We start from the raw sequence: 15,619 nt of genomic DNA on the forward strand, positions 1-15,619 counted from the left end.
CCCCCCCCCCCCCCCCCCCCCCCCCTGAGCCGGTCAGCCCGACGGCGTCAGCCGGAAGGACTGGGCCGCGGTGCCGTTGCAGGTGTACTGCTGCAGCAGGGCGCCGTCGGCCGCCGAAGCGGACGCGACGTCCAGGCACCTGCCGCTGTGCCGGGCCGTGAGGACGTACGAACCGTCCGCCTGGAGCACGGGCTTCCACTGCTGGTTGGCGGCGGCGGCCGCCCCGGGTCCGGCGAGCAATAACCCGGCGAAGGCCGCCGCGACCGCCGCGAGCACGGCGATCAGGCGTCCGATGTGGGGGTGGTGTGGCATCGCGGATCTCCTGTGTGGGGGGTGGAGACGGGATGGCGGGGGAGGTCAGGCCGCGCTGCGGGCGCGGCTCCGGTGGGCGGTGATGATCTCGGCGTAGCGGCGCCCGCTGCCCTTCACGGTCCGGCGCTGGGTCTCGTAGTCGACGTGGACGAGGCCGAAGCGCTTGTCGTAGCCGTACGCCCACTCGAAGTTGTCCAGCAGCGACCAGGCGAAGTAGCCGGCGAGCGGGGCACCGCCGCGCACGGCGCGGGCGCAGGCCGCCAGGTGCTCCTCCAGGTAGGCGGTGCGCTCGGGGTCGTGGACCTGGCCGTCGGGGCCGACGCGGTCCTCGTACGCCGAGCCGTTCTCGGTGACGTAGATCTTGCGGGCGCCGTACTCCTCGGTCAGCCGCAGCAGCAGCCGCTCCAGGCCGTCGGCGTGCACCTCCCAGTCCATCGCGGTGCGGCGGACGTCGGGGACGCGCACGGCGCGGGTGTGGGGGACCGGCCCCGACGGGTCGTCGGCGACGATGTCACGGAAGTAGTAGTTCAGGCCCAGCCAGTCCAGCGGGGCTGCGATGGTCTCCATGTCACCCGCCTGGACGGGCAGTTCGACCCCGTACAGCTCCAGCATGTCCTCGGGGTAGCCGCGGCCGTGGATCGGGTCCAGCCACCAGCGGTTGGTGTGGCCGTCGGCGCGCAGCGCCGCGGCGACGTCCTCGGGCCGGTCGGAGGCCGGCTCGCAGGGGCTGAGGTTGTTGACGATGCCGACCCGGGCGTGCGGGACCGCGGCGCGCAGCGCCTGAACCGCCAGGCCGTGACCCAGGTGCAGGTGGTACGAGGCGCGTACGGCGGCCGTGATGTCGGTGAGGCCGGGGGCCATCACGCCCTGCAGATGGCCGATCCAGGCCGAGCACAGGGGCTCGTTGAGCGTCGCCCAGTGGGTCACCCGGTCGCCCAGCCGTTCGGCCACCACGGACGCGTACTCGGCGAAGCGCAGCGCGGTCTCCCGCTCCGGCCAGCCGCCGCGGTCCTGCTGGGCCTGCGGCAGGTCCCAGTGGTACAGGGTGGGGAAGGGGGTGATGCCCGCCTCCAGCAGGGCGTCGACCAGGCGGTCGTAGAAGGCCAGGCCCGCGGGGTTGACCGGCCCGCCGCCCTGCGGCAACACGCGGGGCCAGGCGAGGGAGAAGCGGTAGGCGTCCAGGCCGAGCCGGCGCATCAGGCCGATGTCCTCCGGCACGCGGTGGTAGTGGTCGCAGGCGACGTCACCGGTGTCGCCGTTCGCGACCTTCCCCGGCGTGCGGGAGAAGGTGTCCCAGATGGAGGGCGCGCGGCCGTCCTCGGCCACGGCTCCTTCGATCTGGTACGCGGCCGTCGCGGCGCCCCACACGAATCCGTCGGGGAGGGCGCTGAGGTCGAGGGTCACGGACTGCCTTTCGTTCGGGGGACTCTGAGGGGCTGTGGGGCTCACTTGACGGCGCCGGCGGTCAGCCCGGCGACGAGGTAGCGCTGCAGGAGCAGGAACCCGGCGACGACGGGCACGCTGACCACGAGCGAGGCGGCCATGACCTGGTTCCAGTACACGTCGGTCTGCGTGGCGTAGCCCTGCAGGCCGACGGCGAGCGTGCGGCTGGTGTCGTTGGTCATGACGGAGGCGAACAGCACCTCGCCCCAGGCCGTCATGAAGGCGTACACGCACACCGCGACGATGCCGGGCACGGCGGCCGGGACGACCACCCGGAACAGCGCGCCCAGCGGCCCGCAGCCGTCGACCATGGCGGCCTCGTCCAGGTCCCGGGGGATGGAGTCGAAGTAGCCCGCCAGCATCCAGATGGAGAAGGGGAGCGAGAAGGTGAGGTAGGTCAGGATCAGGCCGCCGCGGCTGCCGTACAGGGCGATGCCCGTTGCGTTCCCGAGGTTCACGAAGATCAGGAAGAGCGGCAGCAGGAAGAGGATGCCGGGGAACATCTGGGTGGACAGGATCGTCACCGAGAAGAAGCGGCGCCCCTTGAAGTCGTAGCGGCTGACCGCGTACGCCGCGAAGACCGCCACCGCGACCGAGCACAGGGTCGCCCCGCCCGCCACGAGCAGCGAGTTCACGAAGTACCGGGCGAGTGGCACGGTGTGCCAGATGTCCGCGTACGGGCGCAGGGTGAAGCCGCTGGGGAACCAGCGGAACGGGCCCTGCACGTCCTGCAGCGGCTTCAGCGAGGAGACGACCATGACGAACACCGGCGCCAGCGCGAAGGCCGTCAGCACGGTCAGCACGATCCGCCGGGTCCACACGAAGGAGCGCGGCGCGGCCATGGGGCTGCGGACGTCAGGCATCCTTCCTCCTCAGGGAGGTCGCGAGCAGGTAGAGCACCGTCACGACGAGCAGGAACAGCAGCAGGAGCACGGACATCGCCGAGCCGGAGCCGAAGTTCCAGGTCACGAAGGACGACTGGTAGATGTGGATCGAGATCAGGTCCGCGGCGTCCGGCGCGGCCCGCCCGAACAGCACATAGGGCGTGTTGAAGTCGTTGAACGTCCACAGGAACAGCACCAGCACCAGCACCTGGTTGACCGGGCGCAGCGACGGCAGGGTGATCGCGCGGATCTGCTGCCAGATCCCGGCGCCGTCCATCGCCGCCGCCTCGTACAGCTCGCGCGGGATGTTCTGCAGGCCGGCCATCAGGCACAGGAAGGCGAACGGCCACTGCCGCCACACCGACACCGTCACCAGCGCGAAGAAGCTGTTGTCGCCGATCAGCCAGAAGGGCCGGCCGTCGGTGAGGTGCAGCTGGTCGTGGAGGACGTGGTTGATCATGCCGGTGTCCCGCTGGAACATGAACGACCAGGTGATCACCGCCGCGTAGACCGGCAGCGCGTACGGCACCAGGAAGACCGCGCGCAGCAGCCCGCGGCCGCGGAAGGCGTCCTGCATGAGGATCGCGGCGGCGGTGCCGAACAGCCAGGACAGCCCGACCGCCAGGACGGTGAACTCGCAGGTGACGAGGAAGGACTTGAGCAGGTCCTCGCCGACGGGCGCGTTGAAGTCCACCGCGACGCGGTAGTTGTCCAGGCCCTTCCAGGGGGCGGCCGACCAGTCGCTGATGAAGAACTGGGTGAGCTCCTTGAAGCTCATCACGACGCCGACGACCATCGGCACCAGGTGGATGAGCAGTTCCAGCGCGAGCGCCGGCAGCAGCAGGACGTACGGGAGCGACGCGCGCCGCAGCCGCGCCGGCAGGCGCAGCCGCGACAGCGGGGCCCTTCCCCCGGCGGCCGGCCGGCCGCCAGGGGAAGGCGTCTTGGAGCTGTGCCGGACGGGCGGCACGGTGGCGGTCATCGGTTCCTTCACGCTCACGAGGCCGGCATCTGCTGCTGGGCCTTTTCGAGGGCGGCCTTGACGCTCTCGGTGGTGACCGGCTTGCCGGCGGCGGCGTCGGCGAACAGGTCCTTCATCGCGGTGCCGACGGCGGTCTCGAACTGGCTCTCGTTGGCGACCTGCGGGAGCGGCGCCGCGCTGCCCGCGAGCGCGTCCGCGAGGACCTTCAGGTCCGGGGTGGCGAAGGCCGGGTCGGACTGGGCGGCCTTGACCGGCGGGAGCGAGCCGTAGGCGCCGTTGAGGATCTTCTGCTCGTCGTCGCTGGTCATGAACTTCACGAACTTCAGCGCGCCGTCGACGTTGTCGCTCTTCTTGAAGACGGCCAGGTTGATGCCCGCGACCATCGAGTTCACGGCGGTCTCGCCGGTGGCGCCCGCGCTCTGGAACGGCACCTGGGCGACGCCGTAGTCCTCGGGCTTCATGCCGTGGGACTTCAGGGAGGAGCCGGCGGCCTGCCACAGCAGCATGGCGGCCTTGCCGGTGGCGAAGTCGGCGACCGACTGGTTGGCGGCGTACTCGGCGTTGCCGGGGGCCGCGATCTTGTCCTTGGCGATGAAGTCGATGTACTGCTTGACGGCCGCGACGGCCTCGGGCGTGGTGAAGGTCGGCTTGCCGGAGGCGTCGAAGAAGTCGGCGCCGTGCTGCTTGCCGAAGACGAAGGCGTGGTGGACGTTCTCGGAGAGGTTGCCGCCCTCGACGGCGAGGCCGTACTTGCCGCCCTTGGTGAGCTTCTTGCCGTCGGCGACGAGCTCGTCCCAGGTGGCGGGCGGGTTGGCTATGCCCGCGTCGGCGAACATCTTCTTGTTGTAGTACAGGCCGTACGCCAGGGAGTACAGCGGCACCGCGGCCGGGTCCTTGCCCTCGGCGCCGGTCGCGCCCAGGGCGGAGGAGACGAAGCGGTCCTTGCCGCCGATGGCGTCGAACGCCTTGGCGTCGAAGGGGCGGAGCGCGCCGGTGGCCTGGAGGGACGCGGACCAGGTGTTGCCGATGTTGAGGACGTCGGGGCCCTGGCCGGAGGTGGCCGCGGCGAGGATCCGGTTGAGGAGGTCGGACCACGGGATGACCTCGAGCTTGACCTTGATCCCGGTCTGCTTCTCGAACTTCTTGAGCTCGGGCGTCAGGGTCGCCTTGTCCGCCTCGAGGCTGGCGCCCTGGTTGCTGGCCCAGTAGGTGAGCTCCTTGGGGCTGCCGTTTCCGCTGCCGTCGGTCGAGGAGCCGCCGCCGCACGCGGTGGCGGAGGCGATGAGCGCGGCCGCGAGCGTCACGGCGGCCGTGGTACGGGTGATGTGCATGACCGGGGATCCCTCTCCAGGGGTGGGTGCCTTCGGGAAGTGAAGTACGTCACGCCTTAATTCAAGGCGTGATTTAACGTCTGAGAAAACCTGGCGTCAAGACTTGGCGCAGCGATAGATTCAGCCGCGGAGGGAGCACCATGGCAGACCGAGGCAAGCGGACCGTACGCGACCTGCGGCGGGGCAACCGTTCGGCGCTCTTGCGCCACCTGTACTTCGAAGGACCCCTCAGCCGTCAGGAGTTGGCGAGGGACACCGGACTGAGCACAGGTTCCATCAGCAACGTCGTGGCCGAGCTCATCGCCGACGGCGTCGTCGAGGAGGCCGGCTCCGTCGAGTCCGACGGCGGCCGCCCCCGCGTCATGCTCAAGGTCGCCCCCCGTCACGGCTTCCTCATCGGCGTCGACGTCGGCGAGACCCGCGTCCGGGTCACTCTCTTCGACCTCGCCCTGACCGAGCTCTCCTCCACCGACCGCCCGCTGGCCGACAGCGGCCACGACGTCGCCCTCGTCGTCCAGCTGATCCTCGACGGCCTCGCCGTCGTCCTGGAGGACACCCGCGTGGACCCCGCCCTCGTGCTGGGCGTCGGCGTCGGCGTCCCCGGCATCGTCGAGCAGGGCGCCGGCGGCGCCGGCGCGGTCGTCCACGGCCAGACCATCGGCTGGGACGCCGTCCCCCTCGGCGTGCTGCTCGCCGAGGGCACCGCGCTGCCGCTCCACATCGACAACGGCGCCAAGACCCTCGGCCAGGCCGAGATGTGGTTCGGCGCCGGCCGCGGCGCCCGCAACGCCGTGATCGCCCTGCTCGGCTCCGGGGTCGGCGCCTGCGTCGTCGCCGACGGCAAGCCGTACCGCGGTGCCAGCAGCAGCGCGGGGGAGTGGGGCCACACCACCCTCCAGGTCGGCGGACGGCGCTGCCGCTGCGGCGCCCGTGGCTGCCTGGAGGCCTACGTGGGCGCCGAGGCGCTCATCGAACGCTGGGACGCGCCCACGGGGGTGAGCGAGGAGGCCGCGATCGCCGCCCTCCTCGACGCCGCCGAGGCCGGTGACGCCGCCGCCGTCGCCCTGCTCGACGAGACCGCCGAGTACCTCGGCGCCGGCATCGCCGACCTCGTCAACCTCTTCAACCCCGAGCGCATCGTGCTGTCCGGCTGGACCGGCCTGATGATCGGCCCCCGGCTGCTGCCCGCCGTCCGCGAGGCCACCGCCGCGTACGCGCTGCGCCACCCCTGCGCCCAGACCTCCATCGAGCTGGGCCGGCTCGGGACGGACGCGGTCACCGTCGGCGCCGCCACCTTGCCGCTCGCCCGCTTCCTCGACGCCGGCGGCCGGCCGCCCGCCCCCGCGGCGCGGCCGGAGGACCAGGCGGAACCGAATCGTCCGGGTCGTTCGTTGTCGGGTACATCCGTCTGAACGAGAGCATCCCGAGACCACCCGGAGCACCGCAGTGACCCTCAAGCAGCAGATCGTCGGCAACGCCATGCAGATGGCGGTGTGCACCCTCCAGCCCGGCCAGACCGTCTACTGCGAGGCGGGGAAGTTCCTGTTCAAGACCGCGAACGTGAGCATGGACACCCGGCTGGCCGGCCCCGGCGCCCAGCGCCAGGCCCAGGACGGTGCGGGGAGCGGCGGCATGGGCGGCATGCTCCGTCAGGCGATGGGCACGGCCATGCAGGTCGGCCAGCGGATGCTGGCGGGCGAGAGCATCGCCTTCCAGTACTTCACCGCGAGCGGCGGCGAGGGCACCGTCGGCTTCGCGGGCGTCCTGCCCGGCGAGATGCGCGCCCTGGAACTGGACGGGTCGCGCGCCTGGTACGCGGAGAAGGACGCCTTCGTGGCCGCCGAGTCGACCGTCGACTTCGGCATCGCCTTTCAGGGCGGCCGCACCGGCACCAGCGGCGGCGAGGGGTTCGTCCTGGAGAAGTTCACCGGCCGCGGCACGGTGATCATCGCGGGCGCGGGCAACTTCATCGACCTCAACCCCGCCGACTTCGGCGGCCGCATCGAGGTCGACACCGGCTGCATCGTCGCCTTCGAGGACGGCGTCCGCTACGGCGTGCAGCGCATCGGCGGGCTCAACCGGCAGGGGATCATGAACGCCGTCTTCGGCGGTGAGGGGCTGTCGCTGGCGACCCTGGAGGGCGACGGCCGCGTCATCCTGCAGTCCATGACCATCGAGGGCCTGGCCAATGCCCTCAAGAAGGCCCAGGGCGGTGACAAGCAGGGCCCCACCGGCGGTCTGTTCTCCACCCACGCCGGCTGATTCCCACCCGCCGTTCGGCAGCCGCGAGCGCGCTGCGACACGGCGCGACCGCCGCTGCCCGGCCGCGCACTCCATCCCGCACGCCCTGGTCCGCCGCCGTCCGCCCGGCGGCCGGGTACGCGCCGGGCTGATCCGGGGCGCGGTCCGCCGTTGTACCGGCGGGCCGCCATCAGGCGGGCCTTTGCCGCGCGGCTCGTACGGGCCGGGGGCGGTGGGCCGGAGCAGTCACGCGCGTCGTGCCTGCGCCACCCGCGGTCCGCATGCCTTCGCGCGGCGCCCCTGTCCGGGCGGTCGGCGCCGACACCGGCTGCCGGAGGGGCTCGAGGCCGTTCGCCAGGACGGCTCGTCGCCCCCCGCTCGTTTGGCGGGAGCGGGGCGCCACGCGCGCCCGTGCGACGCGGCCGGCCTCACCGGTCGCGGGCCGCCGGGTATACGCGGCCGGGAGCAGCGGGCCGGGGCGGACCACCAACCCGCGCGTCGTGCCGGCAGGCTCAGCCCACACCGGCGTCGGTCAGCACACGGCGAACCGCCCGCGCCAGGGAGGCCCGCACCGCGTCCGCGTCACCCAGCGCGGCGGTCATCACGGCACCGTCGCGCAGCATCATCAGCGTCGCCGCGTCCTCGGCGGGCTCGGGGGCGCCCGCCTGCGCGAGCAGCCGGGCGACCAGCCCCCGCAGCCAGTCCCGGTGGGCCACGATCGCGCGCGAGACGGGGTCGGCCGGGTCCGGGTACTCCGCGGCCGCGTTCAGGAACGGGCAGCCGCGGAAGCCCGGCGAGCACAGCTGGTCGCCGAGCGCGCCGGCCACCGCGGCCAGCGCCTCCCGTGCGCCAAGACCCTCCAGCGCGGCCGTGGTGAAGCTGCGGATCTGCTCGTCGGTGGCCCGGATGTAGCTCAGGACGAGCTGCTCCTTGCCCAGGAAGTGCCGGTAGAGCGTCGCCCTCGTCGTGGACGCCTCCGTGACGATCCGGTCCATGCCCACGGCGTGGATCCCCTCGGCGTAGAACAGCCGGGCCGCGGTGGCCAGGATGCGGTCACGCGGCGGCGCGTCCGCGGCGGCGATCGTGACCAGGGGAACGGCGGGTGGGGCACTCATGTCCTTGACGGTAGCGGACGGCACCGCGTAGCGTCCCGACAAGAACGAACGTTCTGTATCGTCACGCGCGACGCGCTCCACGACACCCCTGCGAGAGGACCCCGCCATGCCCGTGCCCGAGACCGGCACCCCCGCCCCCGACTTCAACCTCCCGGGAGTCCTGCTCACCGGATCGGGCGCCGAGCGCGGCGAGTACTCCCTGTCCGCGCACCGCGGCGCCCCCGTCGTGCTCGCCTTCTACCCCGGGGACGACTCGGCCGTGTGCACCAGGCAGCTCTGCTCCTACACCTCCGACCTCGACCGCTTCCGCGACCTCGGGGCGACGGTGTGGGGCATCAACTTCAGCGACCTCGACAGCCACGAGCACTTCGCCCGCAAGCGCGACCTGCGCTTCCCGCTGCTCGCCGACACCCAGCGCACGGTGGCGAAGGCCTACGGCATCACCATGCCGGGCCTCGGCCTGAAGCGCTCGGTCTTCATCGTGGACGCCGAGGGCATCGTGCGCTGGAAGCACGTCGCCCGCATCGGCCTGACCTTCCAGGACACCGACACCATCACCGCTCAGCTGGCCGCGCTCGCCCCGCGCTGAGCCCCGGCGCCCCGGCCCGGAGCGGCCGGCGCCACCCTTCCGGCCGAGCGTGAAGCTGCGCTGTTGCCGAGCTTAAGAAAAGATCGATGGACTGAACGCCCGAAGCCGGGCAGATTGCTGTGTGCCCGGCGCATCGCGCGAGCCGGCGCCGACGGGCGCCGCCGCTCCGCCCGGGCTCCCCCTGTGCCCGGTCCGCGTCCCCCCGCGCGGGCCGGGCCACCTCGTCTGCCGGCAGGAGTCGCAAGAGTGAAGGCACTGGTGAAGGAGAAGGCCGAGCCCGGCCTGTGGCTGCGGGACGTCCCGGAGCCGGAGATCGGACCCGGGGACGTCCTCATCAAGGTGCTGCGGACCGGCATCTGCGGCACCGACCTGCACATCCGTGCCTGGGACGGCTGGGCCCAGCAGGCCGTGAACACCCCGCTCGTGCTCGGTCACGAGTTCGTCGGCGAGGTCGCCGCCGTCGGCGCCGACGTCGCCGAGATCAAGACCGGCGACCTCGTCAGCGGCGAGGGCCACCTCGTCTGCGGCAAGTGCCGCAACTGCCTGGCCGGCCGCCGCCACCTGTGCCGCAACACGATCGGCCTCGGAGTCGGCCGCGACGGCGCCTTCGCCGAGTACGTGGCGCTGCCCGCCTCCAACGTGTGGGTGCACCGGGTTCCCGTCGACCTCGACATAGCGGCGATCTTCGACCCGTTCGGCAACGCCGTCCACACCGCGCTGTCCTTCCCCCTGGTCGGTGAGGACGTGCTGATCACCGGCGCCGGCCCGATCGGCATCATGGCCGCCGCCGTCGCCAAGCACGCCGGCGCGCGCAACGTCGTCATCACCGACGTCAGCGAGTACCGCCTGCAGCTCGCCCGCAAGGTCGGCGTCAGCCTCGCGCTCAACGTCGCCGAGACCACCATCGCCGAAGGGCAGCGCGAGCTCGGCCTGCGCGAGGGCTTCGACATCGGCCTGGAGATGTCCGGCCGCCCCGAGGCCATGCGCGACATGATCGCCAACATGACCAACGGCGGCCGCATCGCGATGCTCGGCCTGCCCTCGCAGGACTACTCGGTCGACTGGGCGAAGATCGTCACGTCGATGATCACCATCAAGGGCATCTACGGACGCGAGATGTACGAGACCTGGTACGCCATGTCCGTGCTGCTGGAAGGCGGCCTCGACATCGCCCCCGTGGTCACCGGCCGCTACTCCTACCGCGACTTCGACGCCGCCTTCGACGAGGCCGCGAGCGGCCGCTGCGGCAAGATCGTCCTCGACTGGACCTCCTGAGCCGTCCGGGCCGGCCCCGAGGCACGACCCACCCGCACCCGCAGCTTTCCAGGGAGAACCCCGATGTTCGACTCCGTCCGCGACGACCTGCGCGGCACCCTCGACGAGATCCGCGAGGCCGGGCTCTTCAAGCCCGAGCGCGTGATCGGCACCCCGCAGAACGCCTCCGTCTCGGTCACCGGCGGCGGCGCCCCCGGCGACGTGCTGAACTTCTGCGCCAACAACTACCTCGGTCTCGCCGACCACCCCGAGGTCACCGCCGCCGCCAAGGAGGCCCTGGACCGCTGGGGCTACGGCATGGCGTCCGTCCGCTTCATCTGCGGCACCCAGGAGGTCCACAAGGAGCTCGAGGCGCGCCTTTCCGCCTTCCTCGGCACCGAGGACACGATCCTCTACAGCTCCTGCTTCGACGCCAACGGCGGCGTCTTCGAGACCCTCCTGGACGAGAACGACGCCGTCATCTCCGACGCGCTCAACCACGCCAGCATCATCGACGGCATCCGGCTGTCCAAGGCCCGCCGCCTGCGCTACGCCAACCGCGACATGGCCGAGCTCGAGGCGCGCCTGAAGGAGGCGTCCGACGCCCGCCGCCGCCTCGTCGTCACCGACGGTGTCTTCTCCATGGACGGCTACATCGCCCCGCTGGACGAGATCTGCGACCTCGCCGACCGCTACGACGCCATGGTCATGGTCGACGACTCCCACGCCGTCGGCTTCACCGGCCCCGGCGGCCGCGGCACCCACGCCCTGCACGGCGTGATGGACCGGGTCGACATCATCACCGGCACCCTCGGCAAGGCCCTCGGCGGCGCCTCCGGCGGCTACGTCGCGGCCCGCGCGGAGATCGTCGCGCTGCTGCGCCAGCGCTCGCGCCCGTACCTGTTCTCCAACTCCCTCGCGCCGGTCATCGCCGCCGCCTCCCTCAAGGTCCTCGACCTGATCGAGGACTCCGAGGACCTGCGCACCCGCCTCGCGGAGAACACCGCCCTCTTCCGCTCCCGGATGACCGAGGCCGGCTTCGAGATCCTGCCCGGCGAGCACCCCATCGCCCCGGTCATGATCGGCGACGCGGCGAAGGCGGGCCGCATGGCGGAGCTGCTGCTGGAGCGCGGCGTCTACGTCATCGGCTTCTCGTACCCCGTCGTGCCGCACGGCAAGGCCCGCATCCGGGTCCAGCTGTCGGCCGCGCACTCCACCGCGGACGTCGAGAAGGCGGTGGACGCGTTCATCGCCGCGCGCGATGCCCTGGCAGGATGAATGGGTGATTGACGCACGACGGCTGCGGACCCTGCGGGCCGTGGCGGACCACCGTACGGTGACCGCCGCGGCCGCCGCGCTGTATCTGACCCCCTCCGCGGTCTCCCAGCAACTCGCGGCCCTGGAGAACGAGACCGGCCACCGGCTGCTGGAGCGCGGCGGCCGCGGCGTCCAGCTCACCCCCGTCGGTGAGATCCTGCTCGCCCACGCCAACACCGTCCTCGCCCAGCTCGAACGCGCCGAGGCCGAGCTGGCCGCCTACACCTCCGGCGCCGCCGGCGAGGTGACCGTGGCCTCCTTCGCCACGGGCATCGCGCTCGTGCTCGCCCCGGCCATCGCCGCGCTCGGCGGCACCGCCCCGGGCATCCGGGTCCGGGTCCGGGATGCCGAAGGCGACGAGTCGCTGCCCATGGTGCTCGACGGCCGCGCCGAGATCGCCGTCGCCGTCGAGTACCGCGGCGCCCCTCGCGCCGACGACCAGCGGCTCTCCCGCGTCCCCCTGTACGCCGAGCCCTTCGACGCCGTCCTCCCGGCGGGCCACCCCCTCGCCGATGCCGGGACCGGCACCGTCCGGATCGCCGGCCTCGCCGGCGAGACCTGGATCGGCCCCTACCCCGGCAACCCCTGCCACGACGTGGTGGTCCTCTCCTGCGAGTACGCCGGGTTCCAGCCGCGCCTTGAGCACTCCTCCGACGACTTCCGCGCGGTCGTCGCCCTCGCGGCGGCGGGCGCGGGCGTGGCCCTCGTCCCGCGCAGCGCGTTGCGCGACATGGACCTGTCCGGTGTCGCCGTCCGCCCCGTCGACGACGTCGTCGCCACCCGCCGCGTCTTCGCCGCCGTCCGCCGCGGCGCCGAGGACCACCCCCTGCTCCGCCCGGTCCTGGACGCCCTGCGCGACGCGGCGGAGGGCGCGGGCGGGGCGGAGTGACGCCGGCTCGCCGGGGGACCGGGGGCTGGGCCGCAGCGGACCTCGGGCAGGGGTTCCACCGGTAGTCGGATGGTACGGCGCAGGTGACGGCAGTCGTACGCGCGGCTTCCGTTCGACCGGGGCCGAGCCGGAGGGACCGGCTCTCCGGGACGCACGAGCGATCAGTCGTCCACGTCATGCTCCGTGGCGGGTCCGTATGGGTATGGAGCACACGTGCCTGTATCCGGTACTCGCTAGGGGGAGGCGACCGTGCAGTTGATCAGTTTCCGCACCGCGGACGGCGGTGAAGCGGTGGTCGAGATCGCGGACGACGAGCCCGGAATCGTCTCGGTCTCGCGGCGGGGAGACACCATCGCCCGGGCGACCGGCTCGCTGGAGGCGGGTTTCGACCGCGTGCGCTCGGTGGCCCAGACCGCGTTGGACCGGCTGATCACCCTGCCCCGGCCGCCGGAGGAGATAACCCTGGAGTTCGGCGTCCGGTTCAATGCCAAGGCGGGTGCGGTCATCGCGCACACGGAGGGGGAGGGACATCTGAAAGTCGTAGTGGTGTGGCGGAACCCGGCTTCCTGATCACCGTGGGACCGGAACGTGGCCAGGTGAGGGTGCAGTCCCGGGACGGCGCGTTGTGGGGAGCCGGGATTCTGGTGTCCCTCGGTGGAATGGGCACACATGTCCTCACCTGCGCGCATGTCGTCGCGGACGCGATGGCCGAGGCCTCGAAGGGGTCGCTCGTCGTAGACCTCCCCGGGCGCGGATGGTCGGCTCATGCGCGTCCGGTGCCGGGCGCGTGGTCCGAGGTTCCCGACCTCGTTCACGCGCCGGCGGGTGCGTCCTGCGCCGACCGAGCCGACTTCGCCGTGCTCACCCTCGACGCGGGACACCCACGTCTTCCCGGGGGGTGCGGTCCCCTGCCCCTGATGGCGTGCGGTTCCCCGCAGGACCGCCGTGTCGCGGTGATCGGCTACCCGGACGGCGCGTCGGCGGGCCTGATCGCCACAGCACGGCTGGCAGGTACCGGCGGCCCCTGCCCCGACTGGGTACAACTCGACGGACTCCGTGCCACGGGCGCCGCCGTCACACGGGGCTTCAGCGGTGCGGCCGTGTGGGATCCACTGCGAGGCCGCGTCATCGGCATCGTCACTGCCGCCTACACCGATCGCGCGTCCAGGATCGCCTGGATGCTGCCGACGGAGGCCGCCGTCCGGCTCTGGCCTCCACTCGGCGCCGCACTCCGTGTCGCAGCGCCCCGGACCACCGCTTCCCCCACCACCGAGGAGTTGTACGAACTCGCTGACGCGCTCCTGGAGGTGCCCCAGATCGCCCACGACTCCGGGCGCATGCTGCGGGAAGCCCTTCCCCCGGTGGTTCGTCGCAACATCCGGGACCACCCCTGGCCACGCCAGCAGCTCCTCTCCGTCGTCCAGGCGTGCGCGGATCACCGGGACGGCTGCGCCGCGTTGCGCACCGCCGTGTCGCAGCTCGGCGGTGATGCGGTGTCAGTTGTGCGAGCAGTGGGCATCCTTGACCGCATCTGCCGGCGTGGCGAAGGTGGTTCGGGGGGCGATGCATGATCGATCCGGGGTCCCTCGCGAACAGCGTCCGCCGCGAACTTCCCAGGTACCTCGTCGACGCGGTGCAGCAATTGACCTGCCTGGAAGATCCGATGACCTTCCGGCGTCTGGTGAACAGGTTCAACCCGGAACCGGCCGCACTCGGCGGAGGGCAGCGCGCCCAGTTGGTGCGGTTGATGGAGGGCGTGTCCCGGACGCCCGGGGGACTGACCTCGATGGTCCAGACCCTGGAAGTGTGGGAGGGCAGTACGGTCGCGGTACTGAACCTCAAGATCGCCCTTGCCGCCTGGGAGGTCGATCTCTTCGCCGTCGAGGAGTGGGAGGAGCTCTTCCGGCTCCTCGACGGACTCAGGGTGCCGGACCTCGGCAGGCGGTACGCAGACTTCCTGCGGGAGCAGGGGAGATTCTCCGCGCCGGTCCACTGCACCGAACCTTGGGCGGTCTTCCTCCACGCATCGACGCTCAACGCCCGGAACGGCCAGCCGCTGCCGTGTCTCCAGCTCCTGCGGCGACTCGCCTTCGCGGCCGAAGGCGAACGGCAGTTGGCCCTCATGGAGTGGGCCGACGCGCATGACCCGCACCCCACGGTGCCGGACGATGCCGGGCCGGCGGAGCCGGCGTACCGGAGTTCGCAGACCGAGACCGGCGTGTGGAGGCCGTCGGACTACCTCATCATCAGGCTTCGGCCCTTGCTCGACGGCGAGACGGAGGGCATGACGATCCTCTCCTACTGGCGCCGGGTGCACCCCGGTGGCCAAGTCCGCGGCGAGGACCGGCGCATCGCCCTCCAAGACCTGGAGCGGGAGGTGAGGACCCTGATCCACCAGGCCGAGAGCGACTGGGCCTACTTCCTCAAAGGAGAACTCGCCATCGAGTTCGTGCTTCCCTGGGACCTCCTGCACCTTCCCGTGGAGCGATGGGAGAAGTCGTCGTTCCGGGGGATCGGCGCCGTGCTGGGCGAGGACCATCCTGTCGTCATCCGCAGCCTGGAACGGCTCGACAGGCGCGACCTGCACGGCCGCTGGGGGAGGCGCTGGGACGCGTTCGCGGAGGGACGGGCGGGGCGTGCCCACTGGTTCGCCGATGACGGCCTGCCCCACCTGTTGTCCGACCCACCCCCTGCCGTCGCGGTGCTGAGTTCCGCTCCGGGGAGCGGTTCCACCGCGGGGGAGGAGTCCCGCCACACCCCCGACGAGCTGGGAGAAGCCCTGAGGGCCGGGATACCCGTGGTGCTGTGGGACAGAAGGGGGCGAACCGGTCCCGAGTTCCGCGCGGCGATCCGCGCGGTGCTGGACGACGGGGATCCCCGGCGGCTGCCGGCCCTGGTGAAGTCCTTGCGCATCACATCGAGAGACGGCGATTCTGAAGGTGCGCCCGTGGTCGGTCGTCATGTCGCCCTGCTCTGGGACGACCCCTATCGGCTACCTGTGGCAGCGACGGACTCTTCGCCATCGGTCAGGGACGGTTGGGAGGAGAAACAGACTCATGACACGGTCTAGCGACAGCGCGGCATTACCCGGGGACGGCCCACTGCCCCGCTGGTGGATATACCGGGGCACTGGACCGGCCCCCACCGAGTTCTCCCTGGCCGAGCACCTTCCACCACCGCCGCCGTGGCGGACCTTCGGCGGTGGCCCGGTCCTCCCGCCTCCGCCGCCCGACGACACCGAAACCGTCCGGCGGCTGGGAAC

The 15,619-nt window shown here is 71.9% G+C and carries 15 protein-coding genes; 9 read left to right on the forward strand and 6 right to left on the reverse strand.

The window, feature by feature from the left end; translation table 11 throughout:
- Positions 1 to 33: 33 nt before the first annotated feature.
- From AC3EUJ_RS25020 to AC3EUJ_RS25040, 5 genes are read right to left on the reverse strand one after another with little or no spacing between them, the layout of a single operon-like run.
- Positions 34 to 312, reverse strand: coding sequence for an RICIN domain-containing protein (locus AC3EUJ_RS25020; protein WP_431964994.1), 279 nt, complete (start codon positions 310 to 312; stop codon positions 34 to 36).
- 45 nt (positions 313 to 357) lie between these two features.
- A complete protein-coding gene (locus tag AC3EUJ_RS25025; protein WP_431964996.1) occupies positions 358 to 1,716 on the reverse strand; it encodes a GH1 family beta-glucosidase in 1,359 nt (452 codons plus the stop codon).
- Between the two features lie 41 nt (positions 1,717 to 1,757).
- Complete coding sequence (locus AC3EUJ_RS25030) at positions 1,758 to 2,618, reverse strand: carbohydrate ABC transporter permease (RefSeq protein WP_431964998.1); 861 nt, start codon at positions 2,616 to 2,618, stop codon at positions 1,758 to 1,760.
- Positions 2,611 to 3,621, reverse strand: coding sequence for a carbohydrate ABC transporter permease (locus AC3EUJ_RS25035; protein ID WP_431965000.1), 1,011 nt, complete (start codon positions 3,619 to 3,621; stop codon positions 2,611 to 2,613). The genes AC3EUJ_RS25030 and AC3EUJ_RS25035 overlap by 8 nt, the downstream gene beginning before the upstream one ends.
- A 14-nt stretch (positions 3,622 to 3,635) precedes the next feature.
- On the reverse strand, positions 3,636 to 4,952 hold the full coding sequence (locus AC3EUJ_RS25040) for an ABC transporter substrate-binding protein (RefSeq protein WP_431965002.1): 1,317 nt from the start codon (positions 4,950 to 4,952) through the stop codon (positions 3,636 to 3,638).
- Between the two features lie 140 nt (positions 4,953 to 5,092).
- Between AC3EUJ_RS25040 and AC3EUJ_RS25045 the strand changes: the two genes are divergently transcribed.
- Together AC3EUJ_RS25045 and AC3EUJ_RS25050 are read left to right on the forward strand one after the other, a co-directional pair.
- Positions 5,093 to 6,364, forward strand: a complete 1,272-nt coding sequence (locus AC3EUJ_RS25045; RefSeq protein WP_431965004.1) for an ROK family transcriptional regulator — start codon at positions 5,093 to 5,095, stop codon at positions 6,362 to 6,364.
- A 34-nt stretch (positions 6,365 to 6,398) separates the two neighbouring features.
- Positions 6,399 to 7,214, forward strand: coding sequence for an AIM24 family protein (locus tag AC3EUJ_RS25050; RefSeq protein WP_431965006.1), 816 nt, complete (start codon positions 6,399 to 6,401; stop codon positions 7,212 to 7,214).
- 491 nt (positions 7,215 to 7,705) lie between these two features.
- Here the strand turns inward: AC3EUJ_RS25050 and AC3EUJ_RS25055 are convergent, their stop codons facing one another.
- On the reverse strand, positions 7,706 to 8,308 hold the full coding sequence (locus AC3EUJ_RS25055) for a TetR/AcrR family transcriptional regulator (RefSeq protein WP_431965008.1): 603 nt from the start codon (positions 8,306 to 8,308) through the stop codon (positions 7,706 to 7,708).
- Positions 8,309 to 8,414: 106 nt separating this feature from the next.
- On the opposite strand from AC3EUJ_RS25055, the gene AC3EUJ_RS25060 reads away from it, so the two are divergent.
- The 7 genes from AC3EUJ_RS25060 to AC3EUJ_RS25090 all read left to right on the forward strand — a co-directional run bounded on the left by AC3EUJ_RS25060 (position 8,415) and on the right by AC3EUJ_RS25090 (position 15,427).
- On the forward strand, positions 8,415 to 8,897 hold the full coding sequence (locus AC3EUJ_RS25060; RefSeq protein WP_431965009.1) for a peroxiredoxin: 483 nt from the start codon (positions 8,415 to 8,417) through the stop codon (positions 8,895 to 8,897).
- Between the two features lie 246 nt (positions 8,898 to 9,143).
- Positions 9,144 to 10,172, forward strand: a complete 1,029-nt coding sequence (gene tdh, locus AC3EUJ_RS25065; protein ID WP_431965011.1) for an L-threonine 3-dehydrogenase — start codon at positions 9,144 to 9,146, stop codon at positions 10,170 to 10,172.
- A gap of 63 nt (positions 10,173 to 10,235) precedes the next feature.
- Complete coding sequence (locus AC3EUJ_RS25070) at positions 10,236 to 11,429, forward strand: glycine C-acetyltransferase (RefSeq protein WP_431965013.1); 1,194 nt, start codon at positions 10,236 to 10,238, stop codon at positions 11,427 to 11,429.
- A gap of 4 nt (positions 11,430 to 11,433) precedes the next feature.
- Entirely contained in the window at positions 11,434 to 12,357 is a 924-nt protein-coding gene (locus AC3EUJ_RS25075) for a LysR family transcriptional regulator (RefSeq protein ID WP_431965015.1), read from the forward strand.
- Between the two features lie 249 nt (positions 12,358 to 12,606).
- On the forward strand, positions 12,607 to 12,927 hold the full coding sequence (locus tag AC3EUJ_RS25080) for a CU044_2847 family protein (protein WP_431965017.1): 321 nt from the start codon (positions 12,607 to 12,609) through the stop codon (positions 12,925 to 12,927).
- A 32-nt stretch (positions 12,928 to 12,959) separates the two neighbouring features.
- Positions 12,960 to 13,928, forward strand: a complete 969-nt coding sequence (locus AC3EUJ_RS25085; protein ID WP_431965132.1) for an effector-associated domain 2-containing protein — start codon at positions 12,960 to 12,962, stop codon at positions 13,926 to 13,928.
- Positions 13,925 to 15,427 (forward strand): VMAP-C domain-containing protein, encoded by a 1,503-nt coding sequence (locus tag AC3EUJ_RS25090; RefSeq protein ID WP_431965019.1) that lies wholly within the window; start codon positions 13,925 to 13,927, stop codon positions 15,425 to 15,427. Before AC3EUJ_RS25085 ends, AC3EUJ_RS25090 begins: the two co-directional genes overlap by 4 nt.
- Positions 15,428 to 15,619: the final 192 nt, after the last annotated feature.

This window comes from Actinacidiphila sp. bgisy160 (assembly GCF_057707815.1).